The sequence below is a fragment of the Streptomyces sp. NPDC036764 genome, assembly GCF_055609385.1.
Window position 1 is genome coordinate 19,068 of the sequence record NZ_JBVJPT010000024.1, and the last position, 18,732, is coordinate 37,799.

Annotated in this window: 21 protein-coding genes; 18 read left to right on the top strand and 3 right to left on the bottom strand. The window is 68.9% G+C overall.

Annotated features, from left to right (window positions below; all coding sequences use genetic code 11):
* The first annotated feature begins 334 nt into the window (after positions 1-334).
* A complete protein-coding gene (locus ACZ69Q_RS44310) occupies positions 335-967 on the top strand; it encodes a hypothetical protein (protein WP_471054359.1) in 633 nt (210 codons plus the stop codon).
* A 59-nt stretch (positions 968-1,026) separates the two neighbouring features.
* Here ACZ69Q_RS44310 and ACZ69Q_RS44315 read toward each other — a convergent pair whose 3' ends face one another.
* The 3 genes from ACZ69Q_RS44315 to ACZ69Q_RS44325 are packed head-to-tail and all read right to left on the bottom strand — an operon-like array spanning position 1,027 to position 3,309.
* Complete coding sequence (locus ACZ69Q_RS44315) at positions 1,027-1,845, bottom strand: inositol monophosphatase family protein (RefSeq protein WP_471054361.1); 819 nt, start codon at positions 1,843-1,845, stop codon at positions 1,027-1,029.
* A complete protein-coding gene (locus ACZ69Q_RS44320; protein ID WP_471054363.1) occupies positions 1,842-2,696 on the bottom strand; it encodes a DUF5919 domain-containing protein in 855 nt (284 codons plus the stop codon). Before ACZ69Q_RS44320 ends, ACZ69Q_RS44315 begins: the two co-directional genes overlap by 4 nt.
* A gap of 22 nt (positions 2,697-2,718) precedes the next feature.
* Positions 2,719-3,309: a winged helix-turn-helix domain-containing protein gene (locus ACZ69Q_RS44325; RefSeq protein WP_471054364.1), complete on the bottom strand. Its 591-nt coding sequence runs from the start codon at positions 3,307-3,309 to the stop codon at positions 2,719-2,721.
* 408 nt (positions 3,310-3,717) lie between these two features.
* Between ACZ69Q_RS44325 and ACZ69Q_RS44330 the strand changes: the two genes are divergently transcribed.
* From ACZ69Q_RS44330 to ACZ69Q_RS44410, 17 genes are all read left to right on the top strand, one after another.
* Positions 3,718-4,425, top strand: coding sequence for a hypothetical protein (locus ACZ69Q_RS44330; protein WP_471054366.1), 708 nt, complete (start codon positions 3,718-3,720; stop codon positions 4,423-4,425).
* Between the two features lie 339 nt (positions 4,426-4,764).
* Positions 4,765-4,929: a hypothetical protein gene (locus ACZ69Q_RS44335; protein WP_471054368.1), complete on the top strand. Its 165-nt coding sequence runs from the start codon at positions 4,765-4,767 to the stop codon at positions 4,927-4,929.
* Positions 4,930-5,037: 108 nt separating this feature from the next.
* Positions 5,038-5,283: a hypothetical protein gene (locus ACZ69Q_RS44340; RefSeq protein ID WP_471054370.1), complete on the top strand. Its 246-nt coding sequence runs from the start codon at positions 5,038-5,040 to the stop codon at positions 5,281-5,283.
* A 204-nt stretch (positions 5,284-5,487) separates the two neighbouring features.
* Positions 5,488-5,778 carry a hypothetical protein gene (locus ACZ69Q_RS44345; protein WP_471054371.1) on the top strand — a complete coding sequence of 97 codons (291 nt, stop codon included), beginning with the start codon at positions 5,488-5,490 and terminating at the stop codon, positions 5,776-5,778.
* A 147-nt stretch (positions 5,779-5,925) separates the two neighbouring features.
* A complete protein-coding gene (locus ACZ69Q_RS44350; protein WP_471054373.1) occupies positions 5,926-6,360 on the top strand; it encodes a hypothetical protein in 435 nt (144 codons plus the stop codon).
* Positions 6,361-6,696: 336 nt separating this feature from the next.
* The gene (locus ACZ69Q_RS44355) at positions 6,697-6,957 is read left to right on the top strand and encodes a WhiB family transcriptional regulator (protein WP_471054438.1); all 261 of its coding nucleotides are present in this window, start codon (positions 6,697-6,699) and stop codon (positions 6,955-6,957) included.
* A gap of 184 nt (positions 6,958-7,141) precedes the next feature.
* Positions 7,142-7,333 (top strand): DUF5999 family protein, encoded by a 192-nt coding sequence (locus tag ACZ69Q_RS44360; protein WP_471054440.1) that lies wholly within the window; start codon positions 7,142-7,144, stop codon positions 7,331-7,333.
* Between the two features lie 105 nt (positions 7,334-7,438).
* The gene (locus tag ACZ69Q_RS44365; RefSeq protein ID WP_471054374.1) at positions 7,439-7,798 is read left to right on the top strand and encodes a hypothetical protein; all 360 of its coding nucleotides are present in this window, start codon (positions 7,439-7,441) and stop codon (positions 7,796-7,798) included.
* Between the two features lie 57 nt (positions 7,799-7,855).
* The gene (locus ACZ69Q_RS44370) at positions 7,856-10,027 is read left to right on the top strand and encodes a hypothetical protein (RefSeq protein ID WP_471054376.1); all 2,172 of its coding nucleotides are present in this window, start codon (positions 7,856-7,858) and stop codon (positions 10,025-10,027) included.
* Positions 10,028-10,182: 155 nt separating this feature from the next.
* Complete coding sequence (locus ACZ69Q_RS44375) at positions 10,183-10,701, top strand: hypothetical protein (RefSeq protein WP_471054378.1); 519 nt, start codon at positions 10,183-10,185, stop codon at positions 10,699-10,701.
* A gap of 3 nt (positions 10,702-10,704) precedes the next feature.
* Complete coding sequence (locus ACZ69Q_RS44380) at positions 10,705-10,905, top strand: hypothetical protein (protein ID WP_471054380.1); 201 nt, start codon at positions 10,705-10,707, stop codon at positions 10,903-10,905.
* A gap of 132 nt (positions 10,906-11,037) precedes the next feature.
* Positions 11,038-13,185 carry a hypothetical protein gene (locus ACZ69Q_RS44385; RefSeq protein WP_471054381.1) on the top strand — a complete coding sequence of 716 codons (2,148 nt, stop codon included), beginning with the start codon at positions 11,038-11,040 and terminating at the stop codon, positions 13,183-13,185.
* A gap of 9 nt (positions 13,186-13,194) precedes the next feature.
* Positions 13,195-13,629: a hypothetical protein gene (locus ACZ69Q_RS44390; RefSeq protein ID WP_471054383.1), complete on the top strand. Its 435-nt coding sequence runs from the start codon at positions 13,195-13,197 to the stop codon at positions 13,627-13,629.
* 82 nt (positions 13,630-13,711) lie between these two features.
* Positions 13,712-14,560, top strand: a complete 849-nt coding sequence (locus ACZ69Q_RS44395) for a hypothetical protein (protein ID WP_471054384.1) — start codon at positions 13,712-13,714, stop codon at positions 14,558-14,560.
* Entirely contained in the window at positions 14,557-16,011 is a 1,455-nt protein-coding gene (locus tag ACZ69Q_RS44400) for a DNA/RNA helicase domain-containing protein (RefSeq protein ID WP_471054386.1), read from the top strand. Before ACZ69Q_RS44395 ends, ACZ69Q_RS44400 begins: the two co-directional genes overlap by 4 nt.
* Before the next feature lie 73 nt (positions 16,012-16,084).
* On the top strand, positions 16,085-16,408 hold the full coding sequence (locus ACZ69Q_RS44405) for a hypothetical protein (protein WP_471054388.1): 324 nt from the start codon (positions 16,085-16,087) through the stop codon (positions 16,406-16,408).
* Between the two features lie 54 nt (positions 16,409-16,462).
* Positions 16,463-18,529, top strand: a complete 2,067-nt coding sequence (locus ACZ69Q_RS44410) for an NACHT domain-containing protein (protein WP_471054390.1) — start codon at positions 16,463-16,465, stop codon at positions 18,527-18,529.
* Positions 18,530-18,732 lie beyond the last annotated feature (203 nt).

Here is an 18,732-nt window from a genome sequence, read left to right on the forward strand (position 1 = left end):
AAGTCAGAGAGAACACCCAGCCGGAGCGACGTACACGTCATCGCTGCCACGGCAGGTGCCTTGGAGTGTTCCTGTCGGCGGGTACGGGTACCCTGCTCCATGTCGAGACCTTCCCTGGATAGGTCTGCGGCCGGGCCCCGGAGCACCACCTCGCGGGGCTTAACCATGTCTATGTCGATCTTATTCAGAGACACGGTACTCCCCTGAGATCCCACAAAGACACCCCGGTACCGCTCGTGTCGCCAACAGACAAAGGCCTCCTGACGGAGCGCCAGAAGCCCGAATCACCAGCCCCGCTCCACACCCGAGGCATCGCCCGGGCATCATGAGCGGTATGCACGCGACGCAGAAGCCAAGGCTGGCCGACCCCCTCGACGTCGAGACCTTCGCTCGCCCTGAGCAGCAGAGCCGATACATCGCTGCCATGCACCGCCTCGCAGCAGAACGGCGCCCCGGCGACCCGGTGCGCGTCTACGTCAGCCTCGCCCCCGACGACCCCAACCGGGACCGCTGGCTCAAGAGCATCACCGAAGACCTGCCCGACGACGTCGAAGTTCTCCACTACCGCACCGCCTTCGCCAGAGCGCCATACGACTGGGACGCACTGGCAGACCAGCTCGACGGCCTTGTCGTCGTCGGCCGGCCCAAGCGCCTCGGCAGCCGCGTCCACGTCCTCGGACCCGTAGCCCGCCTCGAGCTCCGCTCCCTCGTCGCGAGAAAGCCCGTCCTGCTTCACACCCACAACCTCGGCCTCGTGCCCGTCGTCGACTGCAAGAGCCAGGTCATGCCCCCGGCCGATGCGCCGCGACTCAAGCTGATTGCGCCCAAGCGGTGGAAGCGCGACACGTGCACACTCCAGGCCGCCCTGGACGCCCTTCGGCCGGCCGGTCTCGCCATGCAGGACCCTGAGCCGCGCCGAACTGAGCAGGCTCATCTGCTGGCTCCATTCGCCGCCGGCGCGAGCTGACCGTCGTTGGCGAGGGCACGGGGTTGCCGGAATCTCGGTACCTCGTGCTGGCGCCTCAGTCAATGGCCACCACCCTGAGTGTCAGCCTGCCGGCGTGCGTCGTCGAGGAGCTCAAGCACAGGACCGCGCAACCCTGGTGCGACGGCAACCGTGGCCGCAGAAAGCAACCCATGCTCGGCCCCCTCCGCGTCCAGGACCAGCGCTCCGGCTTCGCGTGCGATGGCCGTGCCTGCTGCCATGTCCCATGGGTGGTTGCTCATTGCGATGCTCGCGTCTAGCTTCCCAGCAGCCACCCAAGCGAGATCGATGGCGGCAGATCCCACCATCCGTACCCGCAGTGCCCGCTCCGCAAGAAGCTGAGTGATGGCGAACCTTATCCGGTTGCGTTGCTGTGCGCTCGGACCGACCGCGTAGTCACCGATTGCGATCACGGCCTGTGAGAGATCGCTGGCGCGACTTGGTGCAAGGCGTACTGAGTCCGCATAAGCACCGAGTCCTTGAGCGGCCGTGAAGCGCTTTGAGAGGAAAGGCAGATCGATCACGCCCAGCACAGAGGCGTTGTCGGACACGAGACCGAGTGACACAGCGCAGAGGGGGATTCCGTTCACAAGGTTCGCTGTACCGTCGACTGGGTCAAGGGCCCATGTGAGCTCCTTGACGGGCACGGTGGCCCCCTCTTCCTCACCGAGGAAGCCGAGTTCAGGCGTTTCGCGGGAGAGGAAGTCTCGGACTTGTTCCTCTACCACCAGGTCGATCTCTGAGACCATGTCGCGGTCGCCCTTGGGCCTCACCTCGCCGACCGTCATGCGGGCCACCAATGAAGCCGCTAGATCAACCGCGGCGGACGCAACCTCAAGTAGCGAACGCAGATCACTCACGCAGGTTCACGCCTTTCCCACATGGCAGAGAACACCTGCTCAAAGGAGGAGTACAGCCCCCCGGACGGGCGCCGCTTCCGGATCACGAAGGTGGGAGAGTCGACACCGCGGGCCTGTGGAAGATACGTCTGCGCGACACACAGCTCGGTGTCGACGAGTAGCACGTTGAAGCGGATCGGCTCGTCATAGACACCGATTTCAATGCGCTCCTGCGCTTCTGGGCTCACACGACCAGCGACGTGCTCACGAAGGATCATCAGGTTCATCGCCGTCAGGTCCGACAGACGATTCTCCGGATACCCCTCCTCCTGCTCTCGCTCGCGTATGAAGTGTCCGTAGGGCTTCAAGAAGAGGCATCGAAGAGTAGTTCCCTGCTCGACGAGTTCGCGTAGCCGTACGTCCGAGTAGGTCTGGCACAGCATGTTGAGGGACAACCCGCAGGCTCGGATCTCCTTGGCGCCCTCAAGAAGTTCCGAAGTGGGCAGCTTTGCCTGAAACTCTGACCGAGTCGAGTACACCGCCTCAAGATCAACGAAGCGATCGCCCATCACCTGGGCTGCTGCGTCGAAGGCCTGACGGTTGCCGAGATCAGGAGGGCTTTGCCGGACGATCAATTCGCATGCAACGAGCACGTCTCCTGGAGGCGTGGTGGTCGTCTCCCACGCTGCCACGAACCCGGCCTTCACAGGCCACCCGAGCAGACTGTCCAACAGGTGGGCGAACTCTGCCTCGCTCATGCCGCGCGCCGCCCGGGCCGCGGCAACTTGATTTCTGGCTACGTCCCCGAGATCCAGTTGCCTGGGGCCGGGTCCGAACATCGATACAACGGCCGCTTCCTGCCCGCGCGTCACCGGTGCTCCTCCTTGAATAGCTTCAGGCACCGTTTGCCTGCCGCGGGCGAGGTGAGGGGGGATTCTGCGAGGGGCGGGCGTCACGGGGATATGGCTGCCCAAGCCGGCCGTATAGATCAATGAGCTGAGACTGCAGTAGCTCGACCGTGCCGCGCAGATCAGCCAGCTCTTGCTGGAGGTCGTTGAGCGCTTCCCTGTCTGGCGACTGCATCGTGTTGACCTGGGTCTGTAGCGCAGCAAGGCCTTGTGCGAGGCGTTCGAGCGTGAGTTGCTCTTGGTGCACGTCTTCGGGCTTTGCCTGGACGAATACCGCCTTGCCGGGCTGTCCGTACAAGAGGCCCTCGCGGGTTAGCTCGCTAACGGCCCGTCGGACCACGGTGCTTGAGACGCCGTAGACCTCGGTGAGGGTGGCAGTGGAAGGGATCGGCGCGCCGACCTTGAGTCGATCGCCCGAGATCTGAGCACGTAGATCATCCATGACTCTGCGGTACTCCGGCTGCCCGACTTTATCTCCCACGGAGTCTCTCCTGTCCTTGTGCACCATGTTGTACAAGCCGCCCCTAGTGCAGCACATACGCAGCGTGCGAGCCAGCAGGGTGTCTGGAGCAGTCATTTGTGGGCACCTCCTTGACAACCATATACACATGGCTGCACCTTGTGTATATGGTTGCTGCAAGCGGAACCCCGCTTCAGCTCCACCAACCGCATAGCGCAGCTACGTCGGAAGCTCTGTGTGCTGGGTGACGAACCACGAGGTCCCTGGCCGGCCCGACGGGAGCTACAGACAGCAGTTGCGCTGCCTGTCCTTCACGATCTGACCAGCAGGTTTGTGTCCGGTCGGCTCTTGAGGGGCGGGGAACGCAGCGAGTGTCACACCGACAGGGAGTTCTTCGTGCGCCCCAGCCCTCTCCCCCCGTACCTGGCCCGTGAGTTGAAGCCCCAGGACCTCAATCTCCGCGACGGTGAGCAGCCGATGATCCGCTGCCCTGAGTGCGGGACGTGGCGGTTCTTGAAGCGCAGCATGATCAAGACGCATCACCCGGGCCAGGAGGAACTGAAGAAGGGGGAACGCGCGCCGCGTTGCCCTGGCAGTGCCCGACTGGTCGACTTCACCGGGCTGACTGTCGAGCAGTGGGGTGCCGCTTTAGTCGAGGGTGACCTTGAGGCCGGTGCCCGTCGCAGTAGGCAGCAGTTCCACAAGCCGGCGCCTCCGGCGGCCCAGGCGGTTCACCGTTTGCCGTACACCGGTCACATGAGGCCGCTCGAGCGTGCGAGGCGGGCGATCGCTCGGCATCAGGCCGACTGCAAGATCTGCAGTGGGGGCAAGCGGTGCCGGATGCCGCGCATCCTGGCCCAAAGCGAGGCCGGCCGTGCGGGATTGGCGGCGTTGGATCGTGCCCTGCGTGCTGTGGCTCGTCACCGTGTCGCCTGCGCCGACTGCAAGAACGGTCAGTTCTGCCCGCTGGGCTTTGAGTTGGCCGAGCGGAGGGCGTGGACGGAGCAGACCCGCGAAGACGTGGTGCGTCAGCAGGTCCGCGACGAGCAAGAAGAGCAGGCTTGGGAGAGCGACCGGGACCGCCGCAGCGCCCGCAGGCGGGCGTCGGACTGGCGCCGCGTGGAGCTCGCCGTCCGGCGCACCGACCGAGAACGAGCTCAGCGCCCGGCGGACACCGACTCCCCGAACAATCACACCAGCGTCCCGCTGGAACCGATCCACGTCTCGCGATGACACGGAGGGGCTCCATGAAAATCGTCGCAGATGGCACGTAAGACTTCGATCTCGACGTCACCTTCCCGACCACGGTGAACACCCCGTTCGAACTTCCGGCCGGGGTGGCAAGGGACTTCGAATCGATCGCTCGCCGTGGGGCAACCGGCGAGATCACGCTCAAGTTCCCCATCGGACGGAGGGCCCCGCGGTTCCGCTGGACACGCTCCACCCCCAGCGGCCCGCGCGCTGAACCCCGCACGACCCGACACGGCCCCGGCCATCCCGAGAGATCGGGATGGCCGGGGCCGTGTCGGGTCGTACACGCAGACCACCGACAACAAGAAGGAGGGCCTTCGCATGGCTATCCCGACTGACCCGCGTACCCCGCAGCAGCGTGTAGCCGACCAACTGGAGGCGGCTCACAGGCAGTTGACCAAGCCCGGCCTGAGCCGCCGCGACCGCGCTCGGGTCGCGGATCGCATTCACCAGCTGAAGAAGGAAGCCAGCAACCTCGGTCACTGACCTTGCAGCCTGCGCTGCCCGCCGATCACCGATCCTGCCTCACGGCAGCCCGGTGATCGGCGGAGTGCGCAGGACGCACTTCCCCTCCCCTCCGACATCAGGAGACTTATGGACTCCCGGATTTCGCACATCTACTTCGGCCCGACGCCGGAGGCCCGCTATGTGACGCCAGGCATGAGCCAGGAGATGGCGTACCGCCTGATCGGCATCAACGCTCTCGCCGGCTTCGAGCCGGTCGTCCACACCCGGACTCTGTCGGGTGAACGGCTGCGGACCCTTGACGGCCATCCCTTGACGGTCGTCGCGTTGCACGGCAGCGCCGTGCGGGGCGTGATCGAGATCGAGCAGATCTGACCTGGCAGCCTGCGCTGCCCGTCGATCACCGGCCCCGCTTCAACGGGGCTCGGTGGCTGGCGGAGTGCGCAGGACGCACTCACGCGACGAACCCCCAGGGCCACACACCCTGGGGGTTCTTGGTGTCGCGGGCGCCCCTTCCACACCACCAGGGATCACCCACATCACCATCATCGACCTCGCCCGCCTGATCGGAGCCGCCGCATGATGCCCATCGCCACCACCATCCTGCCCAGCGCCGCCGACGAAATCGGACCCCGCCACCCCGGCGCGATCTACCAGAACGTCGACGGAAGGTTCGAGGTCTTAGCCCGCATCACCGACCCGCGTGAGGCCGCCAAGCTGCTGCACCGTCAGGGCGCCCGGTGGGCGCTCATCGTCCGCGACACCCTGCGCGCGGACGGGCAGCCGTTTGCGATCGGGTCGGCGTGGACGACGTCCGACTACCTGCTGCGCGAAGGCACTTCGGGCCCGGCCTACGCCCCGGCCGCCTGACGATCCGCCACGGTCCCTCTCCCGCCCCACCAGAGCGACACGGAGCGAGAGACGGGCCGTGGCTGGCCGTCCGGCCAGCTAAAAGGCGACAGCCCCGGAACTCTGACCTTCCAGGGCTGTCCGGTCAAAAAGGACTCGGAGATCCCTATGACCACAGCGATCATGACACGGCCCGCGGCCCGTTCGACAGTGGCCGTGACCAACCCGGAGTACGCGCACCGCCAGCTCGGTGACCTCCTGGCGCGCATGGTGCGTGAGTCCGACGCCCGCATCCCCGCGGAGCGCCGGGCCCGCCGCACGCTTCAGGAGATGCTGCCCGGCTACGAGCGGCAGCCGGTGCTGGTCCTGCACCGGCCGGTGATGGCCGACGACGCCTGCGGGCTGTGCGGCCGGTGGAACTGCGACCCGAACAACTGCCCGCCCACGGCCCTTGCCCCGGCGCCCGCGACGGCTGGCGGCGGGATGCAGTGCGATGTGTGCGGCGGCGTTTTCGGCGTGCTGCCGTCGCCTGCCGGCATGCAGGGTGCTGTCCCGTCGCCTACGGCCTGGACGTGCGCCGCGTGCCAGAACCTCGGTAACTGATGCTGCCGCATTTGATACAGGCGGCCCGGGTGGCGCAGCAGCGGCGGCCCGGGCCGCCGCCTCCATCGGCGTCGCTCACCCTCGTACCCGCCTGCTGTTCGCGGCGGCCGCCGCGGCCGCCATCGCGGCGTGGGAGACGGGTCATTGCGTCGCAGAACTGCACTCGCACCGCCGGCCTCGCCGCGAGCAGTAGGGCGGACGCCGTCCTGTCGGCCGCCGACACAGAACAGCCCCGGGGCTCGCATCCCCGGGGCCACTTCGCATCCGTATGACCGGACCTTCTGGGAGGCCCTTGTGGACACCATCGTACGCACCGCCCCATACGGCTACGGCGCCATCTCCACTGCCGCGCCCGAACGGCCCCGCGCGGCCTGCGCCATCGAGGACCCCGAGCTGTTCTTCCCCATCGGTGACACGGGCCCGGCGCTGCTGCAGATCGAGGAAGCCAAGGCCGTCTGCCGCCGCTGCCCGCTGATCGAGAGCTGCCTCGAAGCCGCCCTGGAGCGCAACGAGTCCGGGGTGTGGGGCGGCCTCAGCGACACCGAGCGCCGCGCGATGAAGCGCAGGTCGGCCCCGGAAGCGCGCCAACAGCGCTGACTGATCCGACCTGACGCTTTCCCAGATTCGCCAATGCCGGCGCGGCACTTCCGCAGCCGGTCCCTTCGCACGCCTTCCACCCGGGAAAGCCCCGGAACTCGCTTCCTCCCCCGCAGGAGAGCTCATGGACCGCACAACCCAACTCGACACCGCGACGAACGGCACCAATCTGCTGCCGGACTCGCTGTGTACCCACATGCCGAAGTGCCCGGCCGCCGACAGCACCGACCGGGAGGCGGCCGCGATCGTGGCGGCTCATCCCGAGCAGGGCTGGAGCCTGCTGTGCAACGGAGTCCTGCTCTTCGAGGACACCGGTGAGCTGCTCCCCGACGGCCGGGTCATCGACCCGCACCGGCCCGTCGTGGCCCTGGCCTGACGGCTGCCTGATCCGCCCGCACCGCCCGCCGACTATCCGGTGGCCGGGGCGGGCGGTGACGGGGAGCCGGACAGTCCGGACCACCTGACCCGCCAAGGAGCTGCCGTGCGTGACAGCGCCCAGAGCACGACCGCCGGGACCACGTTCAAGCGGGGCCAGTTCGTCCTGTACCGCGATCCGCAGAGGTTCTGGACCGGGCAGGCCGGTCACACCTTCGTCTGTCGCGTTGAGCGGGTCTGCGGCGGCGACACCTACGACCTGACGCCGCTGCCGGTGGGCAGCCCGATCTACTACGCGGACCCGGACTACATGCGAGTGCTGCCCGCCATCGACGCGATGCGCGACATCGACACCGCGCCGCTGAACACCGCCGGCGACATGACCCCGGCCGCCATGGCCTGGCTCACCCAGCAGCACGCGACCGCCAGCCAGCAGCCGCCGGAGCTGCCCGCCCAGGACGACTGACCCTGCACCCCTGAACCGCCGCCCCCGAAGGCGGCGCCCAACCTGGAAGGAGGCGGCGTGGCCGCCAACCGAACCCGTAACAAGAGGCCCTCCGCCAGCAAGAAGCCGGCCGTCTCCCGTCCGGTTGCGCGGCCCGCCGCCTCCACCACCCCCCACACTCCCCCGGCCCGGACCGGGACGGAGCCGCACGAGGACCTCGAGGGGCCGCTCTCCATCACGGACGCCCGTGACCGGGCCGCCGACATCGTCGACACCGCACGCGAGAGTGCCGCCGCTCTCCAGGCAGAAGCCGAGGACCGGGCGGCACGCGCCATCGCCGACACCCACGAACAGGTCACCAGCTTGCTGACCGAGGCGCAGGAGCGCGCCAGCGGCATCACCACCGACGCTAGCCAAGTGGCCACCGCCCAGCGCGTGCAGGCCAAGGCTGACGTGGAGGCGGCACGCGGTGAGGCCGACCGGCTCCTGGCCGACGCCCGCAAGCGTGCCGAGACCCTCGTGAGCCAGGCCCGCGCTCAGGTCGCCGATCTGACCCAGCTCGCGACCACGGACCGCGAGGCCACCGCTGTGGCGGTTGCCGAGCTGCGGCGCCTGGCCGAAGCCGACCTCACCGAGATCGGCGCGCTGGTCGACCAGCGCCGTATCGAGGCCGGGCAGATCCTCGCCCGTGCCCAGGAGCAGGCCGACGAACTGGTGGCCGCGGCGCAGCGGGAACTCGAGCAGGCCCGCGAGCGGTTCGCCCAGCTCGCCAAGACGGCGGCCGACCATTACGACGGCCGGCGCGGCGAGGCGGAGCAGCTCTACGCGGACGCGGTCAAGGCCGCCGACGACCGCCGTCGCGAAGCCGACATCCACGTCGCCGCCGCGCACACCGAGGCGGAGCAGGCCCGCACCGAGCTGCGCGAGCAACTGCGCAAACTCACCGACCAGTTCGACGCGGACGCCGCCAGCAAGCGCAAGGCGCTCGCCGACGAACTCAGCACGCTCAAGGCCGTGTGCGACAAGCAGCGCGAACGACTGAAGGAGGAAGGCAACACCGTCGCCGCGCAGATGCGGGAGGCCGCCCAGAAGGAGGCCACCCGCATCACCTCGGAGGCGGAGCGCAAGGCCAAGGGCATCACCGAACGGGCGCAGGCCGACGAAGCCCGCGCCCGCCGCATGCTCGACGAGGCCCGTGAGGCGAAGAAGGCCAACTCCCGCTTCCAGAGCTGGCACCAGAACCTCAGCCGCAAGGCGTGGAAGACGGCCCCGTGGATCGCGCTCGCCGCCGGCGTCGGCCTCGCCGCCTCCGGCGAGTACGAGCTGGCACGCATGGTCGGCATCAACACCTACGTCGCCCCGCTGCTGCCCGTCAGCATCGACGTCTACTGCGTCACCGCGTTCCGAGCCAAGAAGGACATCCCCTACGCCCTGCTGCTGATGGCGTCGGCGAACGTCACCTATCACCTGGTGGAGCAGAGCGACATGGTCAAGGAAGGACACTCGGCTCCCTGGGGCCTGACGACGTTCGTCGTGCTGATCTTCGTGGCCGTCATCTGGCGCGTCCACTCACTCATGCACGACGCCAGTACAGACGAACACGGCGGTGGTACGGACACGGCGACCGCGACGGACGGACGTACCAGTACGGCCGCCCGTACGGACGGCACGACAGGTTCGCAGCACGCCCGTACAAGCCTCTCCGGTACGGACTCGTACGGCGCGTCAGCCGGTACGGTCCCCGCTCGCACGGCCCACGGCACCGCTAGTACGGAGCCTGTACACGACACCTCGCACCACGCCTCCCCGGCGGCAGCGAATGCGGGCGTGACCAGCGCGTACAGCGATCGTACAAGCGGCGTACAGGCTGCCCCGACCGGGGCCGCGCGTACTAGTACGGAGCACTCCGGGCGTGCCAGCGCGGCCGCGTACGAGGGCGGGGCGCGTACCAGTACGGTCACCGCCCGTACAACCCGCCCCGGCGGCGTTCCGGCCGCGCGTACTGGTGCGGTGGAGGATCGCTCGCGTACCACCCAGACGGCTACTGCCGGGCGTACCGGTACGGCGACGCCCGCTCGTACGGACGGCGAACTGCTGCCGCTCGTACAGGCCCTGCCGCGCGAGATGGACGGCTTCGTCAACATCAGCCGCGTCCGTACCGAACTCTCCGTCAACCAGCCCCGGGCGATCCGGCTGCTCTCAACGGCCGGCCTGCTGCGGCCCGAGGACGCCGACAAGTACCTGAGCTGACCGGCTCGAGACCGGCACGTCGACGGTCTCCACCGGCCCCCGAGATGCGGGCAACACCTCGGGGACACGGTGAAGGCGCCGAAACGCCGCCCCCGCCCTCCCACCTGGGTGTTCCCCCTGCACAGCACCCACCCCGAGACCTGGAGGTCTTCCGCATGACCGAGATCAACAACGCCCGGTGGACGTCGGACCACCTGCTCAAGCCGGGCGGCACCGTCCTGTACGCCGCCCAGCAGCGCGAGCGGCTGCGGCAGATGGCCGACGAGGTCCAGGCGCTGCTGCGCGAGTACCGGTCGGACCTGGAGAGCATGAAGTTCGACGGTGACAAGCCGTTCCAGGCCCGAATCCGCGCCTATCTCGCGTCGCGTCCGCTCGCGCAGCTCGAAAGCGACCTGCGGGACGCCGTGAATCACGTCGGAAAGCTCGACACGGAATTCCAGCGCCGTTATGTCGAGCTGCCGGAAAAGCGTGAGAAGGCGGCAGAAAAGAAGGAGCTGGAGAAGGCCCAGAGGAAGGGCCTGAACACCGCCCGGTCGATGAACACGGCGGGGCAGGTCAACGGCATCGCGCATGCCCTCATCGACACCGATGAAGACGGGAAGGGGGTAACGGCCAAGAGCAGTGCGGGCGGTGACGGTCCGTCTTTCCTGGACTACCTGGAAAAGAGGGCCTGATCGGTGGCCGTCCAGCTCACCAAAGGCCAGGTCGCCCGCTGGGACAAACGCCTGGCGGAGACCACGACGAACAAGTCCCGGGCGACCGCGCTCTGGGACCTTGCCCGCCTCCTGGCCGGCGACGACGACAAGGCGTGGGCCGACCTGGTCCGGCTGCTCCAGGGGTGGACCCAGGAGCAGCAGCGCCAGCGGACCGGCCAGTAACTCTCCGCGCTCATCACGTTCATCATCACTGCCTCACTCCGTGAATCTGGCGGGACCCATCATGCGCGCCTATACGCGCGCGTGAGGCCCTCAAGATCTGTAACGCTGAGTGACTGACCGAAGGAGCGGCCGATGGCCGATGACCACGCCGGGGGGACGGTCCTCGGCTTCCCTGGACTGACGATCCCGGGTCCGGTAGGCAGCGGCCCGCCGGCACCCGGGGGTGCCGCCCCCACCCTGACTCCCCTGCCGACCCTGGCCCCGCCGCCCTCGCTGATGGTCGCGGGAAATCCCACCGTGGGCGGCGGGAGCGGCAGCGCTAATAGGGTGGCCGTCAACGCGGATCCCGGACTCCCGGACACCCCGCAAGGAACGGGAATTGCCGCCATGTCGGTGGTGATGATGGCCGGGATTACCGTCGCCGCAATGCGCGGCGCATGGAATGCAGCCTCTTATCTGAAAGCCCGCCACGAACACCACCGGGCCATTGCAGATCAGACGCGGGCGGCGGCCGATAAAGCCTCGCTCGGGGTCGAAATGGCCCGTCAGAAAGGCCGCGTTCAGTCCGGCCTTGAATTCGGACGCAATACGCGCACATCAGGCGCCGGAGGGGGCCAGAAGAGTTCCGGAAAGAATCCGGTGCCGGGAACATTCCGCTCCTCCAGCGGCCCGAAGCCGTCCGGCAGGTCCGGGTCCAAGGCGCCCAGCAAGACGCCTGGCGGCCCCTTTGGCGGCCGTACGGGCTCACTGGGTGCCAGCGGGCGCGGAGGTGGCCCCAAGGGCCGCAGCGGCGCCCTGGAGTCCCCCGGGACAAAGAGCGGCGGAAAGACCCGAACCAGCGGTGGAAAGACACTGACAACCGGCACGAAAAGTGCCTCCGGCAGCCTTACCGGAGCCGTTCGCGACCGGATCCGCAACGGCCCCAAGCCGGGCCGCGGGAAGAGCAGCACCGGCACCCTGGGCACCTCCGGCAAGTCCGGCTCGGGCGGCACCACACTAGCCTCCGGCTCGAAGCCGGGCCGCGCTTCCGGGCCGAAGACCGGTACCTCCGGGGCGGGTTCCGGCGGCAAGGGCCGGGCCACGCTGCCGAAAGCGGTGGTGGAGGCCTCGGAGCGCCGCCTGAGGAAGCGCCGCAAGCGGCTGTCTCCGCCCGTCCTGTCCACCGTCCGCAAGGCCAAGGCCAAGAAGGGCGGGGCGAAGCCGGGCGGCGGCTCCGGCCCGAAGCGGAAGGGCAAGGGCCGGGTCACGCTGCCGCAGGCCATCGCGGCGGAATCGGCGCGGCGGCTGAGGAAGCGCCGAAAGCGGCTGGATCCGCCGATCCTGTCCACCGTCCGCAAGGGCAAGAAGAACAAGAAGTCCGACTCTGCCCGGACGGCGCCTGCGGCGCCGAAGGTCGATCTGGCCAAGAAACCCAAGCGGACCGCCAGTTCGGGCGGCCCGGCCGGCACCGGCGGCGGAGCTCCGAAGGTCAACCTGAAGAAGAAGGTCAACCTGAAGAAGACCCGCAGGTACGGCCGACCCGGCGGCAAGCCGGGGCCGACCGGGCCGAAGCGCCCGGGACCCAAGAGCAGCGGCCCGGCCGGCCCGGGATCGGCGTCCGGCACGAACTCCCGCCGCGAACAGTGGGAACGGGCAGGCGCCCGCCGGTCCGAGCACGCCTCCGACACCAGGACCAGCACCGGCCCCGGGCCCGGCTCGGGCGGCGCCTTCGGGCCGCCGCCCGGCTGGGCGCACACCCAGGGCACCACCTACACGGTGGAGCAGATCGGCAGGCCGGTCACGGGGGCGAAGGCCAAGGCCCGTCAGCCTTCAGGCCGCGGCCGGGCCGGACTTCCCGCAGGAACGAGCAGAGGAGGAACCGTAGTGACCGTGCCCGTCCCCGCGAAGGCACCCAGCACGCAGTACGCCGACAGCGAGTTGACGATTTTCGACGTGATCGAATCCGACGCCGACATGGCAGAGGAGATCATGGCGGGCGTCGACGAGGCCCGGGCCGCCGCTGAGGGCTGCGACAAGATGATGACCCGCCTTGAGGCCCTCCACGCGAAGATCGTCGACCTCAAGGTTCCCGGTGTGCTGGAGGGCTGGGTGCTGATCCTGGCGGAGAAGGCCGTCAGCGTGAAGGCGAAGGCGGAGGCCCTGGCGGAGACACTGCCCGCCGCGTCCGAGGCCATCCGCACCGCGGGTGAAAACGCCGAACGCCGGCACAAGCCGCTCGCCGACGCCGTCCGCGATGCCGGACACACCGCGCCTGCCGAGCGCGACTACCACCTCGAATAGGAGAACCCCGTGTCCGACCTTGTTCCCGTGATCGGCGGGGCCCTCCAGAAGACGGGCTCCGTGATCGTCGGTGCGGTCCGCTTCGGCATCGTCGTCGCCCAGCTGACTGCGGCCAGCGCCACCATGGCGGGCCTGTCCCAACAGGTCCGCTCCACCTTCAAGTACGTCGAAGAGTGCGCGTCGTCGGTCGACCGGCTTTCCGACACGGCCGCCGCGCTCAACGTCGACGATCTCACCGTCAACGAGCACCGCGACGCGGCCACCGTGATGCGGTCCTGCAAGGAAGAGGCGGAGGCCATGGCGGCCGAATGTGAGGAGATGTCCACGCTCTTCCACGAGACCGCCGACGCGCACATCGCCGACTACGGCTCGGTCGCGGAGGCCGCGAACAACATGCCGGACGGCATCGACATGGCCGACCGCACCTTCTACAGCAACCGCTGACCCCCAACACCGCACCGCATCAAGGGCGGCGAACCCCCACTGGGTTCGCCGCCCTTCCCTATGCCCTTAGGAGAGCATCCCGATGATCAGCCTCGGACCCCTGCGCGGCCGCCTCGCCCTGGCCCGCAACGCCGCCGGCCGCGCCGCGGCCGTGGCCGGCACCGGCGCTCTCGCCGCCGGAACCTTCACCCCCGACCTCTACAGCCCGTCCATCACAGCCACGATGCTGTGCGCCGGATGGGGCGCGCTGTGGTCGGCGACCCTGCCCCGCGACATCAACGGCCACACGGCGATGGCCCTCTACCTCACCCCGTCGGGGTCTATGGCCGTGCTGCTCACCGCGCAGCACATCGTCACCGGTATCGACTGGTGGTGGCAGCTGCTCGCCGACGCCGTATGGACCGCGGGCGTCCTGTGGGTGCGCCCGGCCCGGCTCGCCCGCGTCCTGGTCGGCCGAGAGAAGTCGCTGACCCCGCAGGCCATCGAGCAGACCAAGGAGATCCTCGCCCAGGACACCGACCAGGCAGGTCCGCAGCACCCGATGGCGAAGTTCTGGGCGAGCGAGGTCGCCATCGAGGGCGGCGCCGCACCGAACACCGTGCTGGAGCAGATCGAGCAGACCGGCCCGCAGTCGATGACCGCGATCATCCGCTCCACCCTCCCCCGCAAGCCCGTCCCGAAGATCGACCTGTTGGACCTGTCCGCCGCCATCAAGTGGCCCGAGGACGAAATCGCGATCACGCCCGTGCCCCGTCACGGCGCCGACGTACGACGGCTCACCGTCGGCGAGGCCCTGGCGCAGGCCATGGACCTGCAGAAGGCCTGGCAGACGCTCATCGCCCCCAAGGGCATGCCCGGCACCATCATCACCGCGGTCCGCGCCGTCGACGTCCCCGACACCGACGCGGAGGACAAGGAACTCCCGGCATGAGCACGATCTACGAACTCACCGTGGAAGCCGCCGAAGCGGGCGACGTCATCACCTACCACCCGGTGAGACTCGCCAACGCCCTGGGCATCACGGACGTCAACCGGCTGGCGATCGAGGTCAACACGGCCCTGTCCAAGGCCCTGGTGACCATCTACCCCGACGACCCGCTCGCCCAGGTCATCCTCGCCGACCCGCAGATGCTGGTCATGGACGACCGCGGGCGGATCTGGATCGGCCGGTACCACAACGGCCGGCCCTCCCTGCTGCGCCTGTACGACCCGGCGTCCGGCTCCGCGCAGCGCCTGCTGCTGTTCGGCACCACCGGCGCCGGCAAGTCGACCGCGGGGCAGATCGTCCTCGCCGGGATGAAGCGTTCCGGGATCGCCGTCCTGTACGGCGACCTCAAGGGCGGCCAGTCCGCCCCGGAGGCGTACGGGCAGACCGGACACGGCTCGGACGGCAACGTCGCCTGGCGCGTCACCACACAGGAAGGCGTGATGGCGCAGCTGCGGACGACGTGGCTGACGATGATGGACCGCCAGGAGCGCTACTCCCGGATGGGTCGCAGCAAGTTCCTCAAGGACCGGCCCGACCCGCTGATCTACCAGATCATCGACGAAGCCAACAGGTTGCTGGAGAAGGGCGCCCCCTACCGGGACGAAGCCACCTTCTACATCAAGGACATCGGCCGCACCGGCCGCTCCCTCGGTGTCGGTATCGGCCTGTTCGCGCAGGCCGGCCACCTCGAGGAGATGGGCGGCTCAGACACGCTGAGGGCGATGCTCAAGGAAGGCGAAGTGATCCTGCTTCGCTGGACCAGCTCGATGATGAAGCAGCTCGTCACCGACGGCCTGCTGCCCGCCGGGATGGTCCTCACCCCGATCCCGAAGTACGCCGGTGAAGTCGACCTCGTCAGCCAGTTCGACGAGGAACACGACGACGATGACCTGCCCGGCACCCAGGGCACCGCGTACAACGTCAACGGCCGCTACCCCAGCTCCAAGATGAGGTTCTGGAACATCGGCTCCCCGGTTCCCACCGAGGGCCTGGACCCGATGACCCTGGACCTCTACGGGCCCGGGGCTCCTGCCGAGATCGAAGAGGCCGCCTTGGGCCTCATCGGCGACGCCTACGGCCAGCGCCTGGACGGCATGGAGGCCTACCGCGCGATGTTCCCCGAGCCCGAGGAAGACGAGGACGGCGAAGGCGGCGGGGGCGGCAAGGGCAGGAAGAAGAGCGGCGGCCTCCAAGCCGCCTCCCCCGTCCCGGCCTCGATGGCGACGGACTCCAAGCCGCGGTCCCGCACCATCCGCGACCGCGTCCAGGCCGTCCTCGACGCACACGACGACCCGCTGGACGCCCTCCAGATCCTGGGACTGGTCAACGCCGACGGCGACCGCCCGGTCAAGCTCGGCAGCATCCGCAACGCCCTGACCACGCTCAAGGGCTGACCCCCTCTCCCCCTGTCAGGCCGGGCCGGGCACCCTGCCCGTCCCGGCCGCACTTTCGAAGGAGTCCCTCACTGTGGCGCTGACCGTCTCCCTGGTCGTCTTCGCCGGAATCATCGTGCTGATCCTCATCCGCACCGGCTACCTGCGGATCTGGCCCGCGCTCGCCGCCAGCCTGTTCGGCTTCACTCTCGCCTCCACCGGCCTCGCCCCCGCCATCACCAACGGGATCAGCAGCCTCGCCGGAATGCTCAGAAGCTGTGTCACATCCTCTTTCCGCAGTTCAGAGTGCTTTGTGGTGCGCGGTGTGTGGGGGTGTCGACCGGGCGGCCTCGGTCGCTACACGGTGTATGGCCCGGATCGCCAAACGGTCTCTTCTCCGGCAGGAGTTAGGCGATGATGTCCTGTTATGAGACGCGGGGGGCGTGGCCGGGGGCCACGGCATGTGGGCTGGGTGTACCTGCTGCTGATGGTGGTCGGGCTGATCGCAGCGCTCGTTCTGGCCCGGCGCTTTGGTCTCGGAGTGGCCCAAAGCGCGGTGGCTGTGCTTCCCACCCTGGCGCCGGGCTACCTTGCTTGGGCGGCCTTCCATGCCGATCGCAGCGAAGCCGACCCCGTAGACGAGGAGAAAGTCCTGGAGCAGTTGGCGGTAGCGGTCAGGACCCAGTGGGACAACGAGGCGGCCGTGCGCCGGGTCAACGACCCCTACCCGCTGCCGGTCGCCTGGGAAGCCACCGGTGACGACCTGACCGAGGACTGGCCGCTGCTGACCGGCCTGGCCCGCGCCTGGCCCGGCGGACCCCCGGGCGACCCCGCCCTCTGGCCGACGGATCCCGCCGGACTGGCGGGCCGGGACACGGAGATCGGACAGGTGTTGTCCGAGAGGGTGCCCACGCGGCGACTGGTGATCCTGGGCGAACCCGGCGCCGGCAAGAGCGTGCTGCTCATCCGGCTGCTGCAGGACCTCATCGCACGCCGCGCCGCCGGAGACCCGGTGCCGGTGCTGTTCTCCCTGGCTTCCTGGGACCCCCACCAGCCGCTGAAGTCTTGGATGGCCGACCATCTGCGCCGCACCCACCCCGGCCTGGCCACGGCGGCTCCGCTCTCGGTCGCCCTCACGGACACCACCGACGCCGGGCCCAGTGATCTGGCCCTGTACTTGCTGAACGCGGGCTGCATCCTGCCCCTACTCGACGGCTTCGACGAACTGCCGTCGGCCCGGCACGCCACCGCACTCGACATGCTCAACCGCGCGCTGCCCGCTCGGCAGCCCCTAGTCCTCACCAGCCGCACCGACCCCTACCGCACGGCCCTAACCCGGCCAGGCACCACCGTCCGCCTCAACGGCGCCGCCGCCATCGAACTGCTGCCCCTCAAGGCCGAGGACGCCGCGGACTACCTGTGCCGCGACGCCGGCGGCCCGCACACCCCCGCAGCCCACCGGTGGAGCACGGTGATCGCCCACCTGGGCACCTCCAGCCCCGTCGGACAAGCCCTCGCCACCCCGCTCGGCCTGTTCCTGGCCCGCACCATCTACAACCCCCGCCCCGACACACCTCCCGCGCCCCCACCGGCACCGCACCCGGACGAACTGTGTGACACCGACACTTACCTCGACCGCGGCACCATCAACACCCATCTCTTCCAGGCCTTCATTCCCGCCGCCTACACCCCCCACCAACCCAACCCACCCCGATGGACAGCCGAACAGGCCCACGACACCTTCGTCTTCCTCGCACAGTTCCAGCAGAACCAGCGCGCAGGCAGCCCCGACATCGCCTGGTGGGAACTCCCCAAAGCCATCCCGCGACACACCCTCCGCCTCCTGGTCGGGCTCGCGCTCGGGCTCGCGCTCGGGATCACGGTCGGGATCACGGTCGGGCTCGCGGGCGGGATCACGGTCGGGCTCGCGGCCGGGATCGCGGGCGGGATCGCGGGCGGGAACGCGCATGCCGGCATGCCGGGGGTCCGGCTCCGCCTAGCACCATCCGGAAATGCCATAGCGTTCGGGATCACGACCGGGATCGCGACCGGGATCGCGGTCGGGCTCCTGGCCGGGCTCCTGGCCGGGCTCGCGGTCGGGCCCCTGGCCGGGTTCATGTTCGGGCTCGTGATGGGGCTCGTGGCCGATGCTCCCGACCTGACCGCCAGCTCTGGGCCAGTCAGACTGCTTGCCTTGGATAGGCGCGCCTTCCGCATGGTCTGGCTCCTGGGCGGGCTCGTGATGGGGCTCGCGTTCGGGCTCCTGGCCGGGTTCACGTTCGGGCTCGTGGGCGGGCTCACGTTCGGGCTCGTGAGCGCGCTCGCGTTCGGGCTCCTGGCCGGGCTCCTGGGCGCGCTGAACCAGACGGCATGGGGTTTCTTCGTCATCGCCTGTGCCTACCTTGTGGCGCGCCGCAAAATCCCACGGCATCTCATGGCGTTTCTGCACGATGCTCACGAACACCGCGGCCTACTACGGCAGGCCGGGGCGGTCTATCAGTTCCGGCACATCGACCTGCAACGTCACCTCGCCCAGTAACAGCATTTGACACACAAACGCTCCTCCCACCGACCGAGGCAGCCCGGCCACCCTCGCGACAGACGCCTGAACATCGGCTGCTGTCGCACGGCCGCCCCTCCATCGCCGCCCGACCGAACGCCAAGCTAGCGCACCACCCACTTCACAACGCCGTGACCTGCGAAAAGAGGATGTGACACAGCTTCTCAGCAGCCTCGGCTGAA

Excerpts from the sequence above, each read along its gene's own strand:
- ACZ69Q_RS44310 (WP_471054359.1), top strand. The coding sequence starts at position 335 with ATGCACGCGACGCAGAAGCCAAGGCTGGCCGACCCCCTCGACGTCGAG.
- ACZ69Q_RS44325 (WP_471054364.1), bottom strand. The coding sequence starts at position 3,309 with ATGACTGCTCCAGACACCCTGCTGGCTCGCACGCTGCGTATGTGCTGC.
- ACZ69Q_RS44330 (WP_471054366.1), top strand. The coding sequence starts at position 3,718 with ATGATCAAGACGCATCACCCGGGCCAGGAGGAACTGAAGAAGGGGGAA.
- ACZ69Q_RS44335 (WP_471054368.1), top strand. The coding sequence starts at position 4,765 with ATGGCTATCCCGACTGACCCGCGTACCCCGCAGCAGCGTGTAGCCGAC.
- ACZ69Q_RS44340 (WP_471054370.1), top strand. The coding sequence starts at position 5,038 with ATGGACTCCCGGATTTCGCACATCTACTTCGGCCCGACGCCGGAGGCC.
- ACZ69Q_RS44345 (WP_471054371.1), top strand. The coding sequence starts at position 5,488 with ATGATGCCCATCGCCACCACCATCCTGCCCAGCGCCGCCGACGAAATC.
- ACZ69Q_RS44350 (WP_471054373.1), top strand. The coding sequence starts at position 5,926 with ATGACCACAGCGATCATGACACGGCCCGCGGCCCGTTCGACAGTGGCC.
- ACZ69Q_RS44375 (WP_471054378.1), top strand. The coding sequence starts at position 10,183 with ATGACCGAGATCAACAACGCCCGGTGGACGTCGGACCACCTGCTCAAG.
- ACZ69Q_RS44385 (WP_471054381.1), top strand. The coding sequence starts at position 11,038 with ATGGCCGATGACCACGCCGGGGGGACGGTCCTCGGCTTCCCTGGACTG.
- ACZ69Q_RS44395 (WP_471054384.1), top strand. The coding sequence starts at position 13,712 with ATGATCAGCCTCGGACCCCTGCGCGGCCGCCTCGCCCTGGCCCGCAAC.
- ACZ69Q_RS44400 (WP_471054386.1), top strand. The coding sequence starts at position 14,557 with ATGAGCACGATCTACGAACTCACCGTGGAAGCCGCCGAAGCGGGCGAC.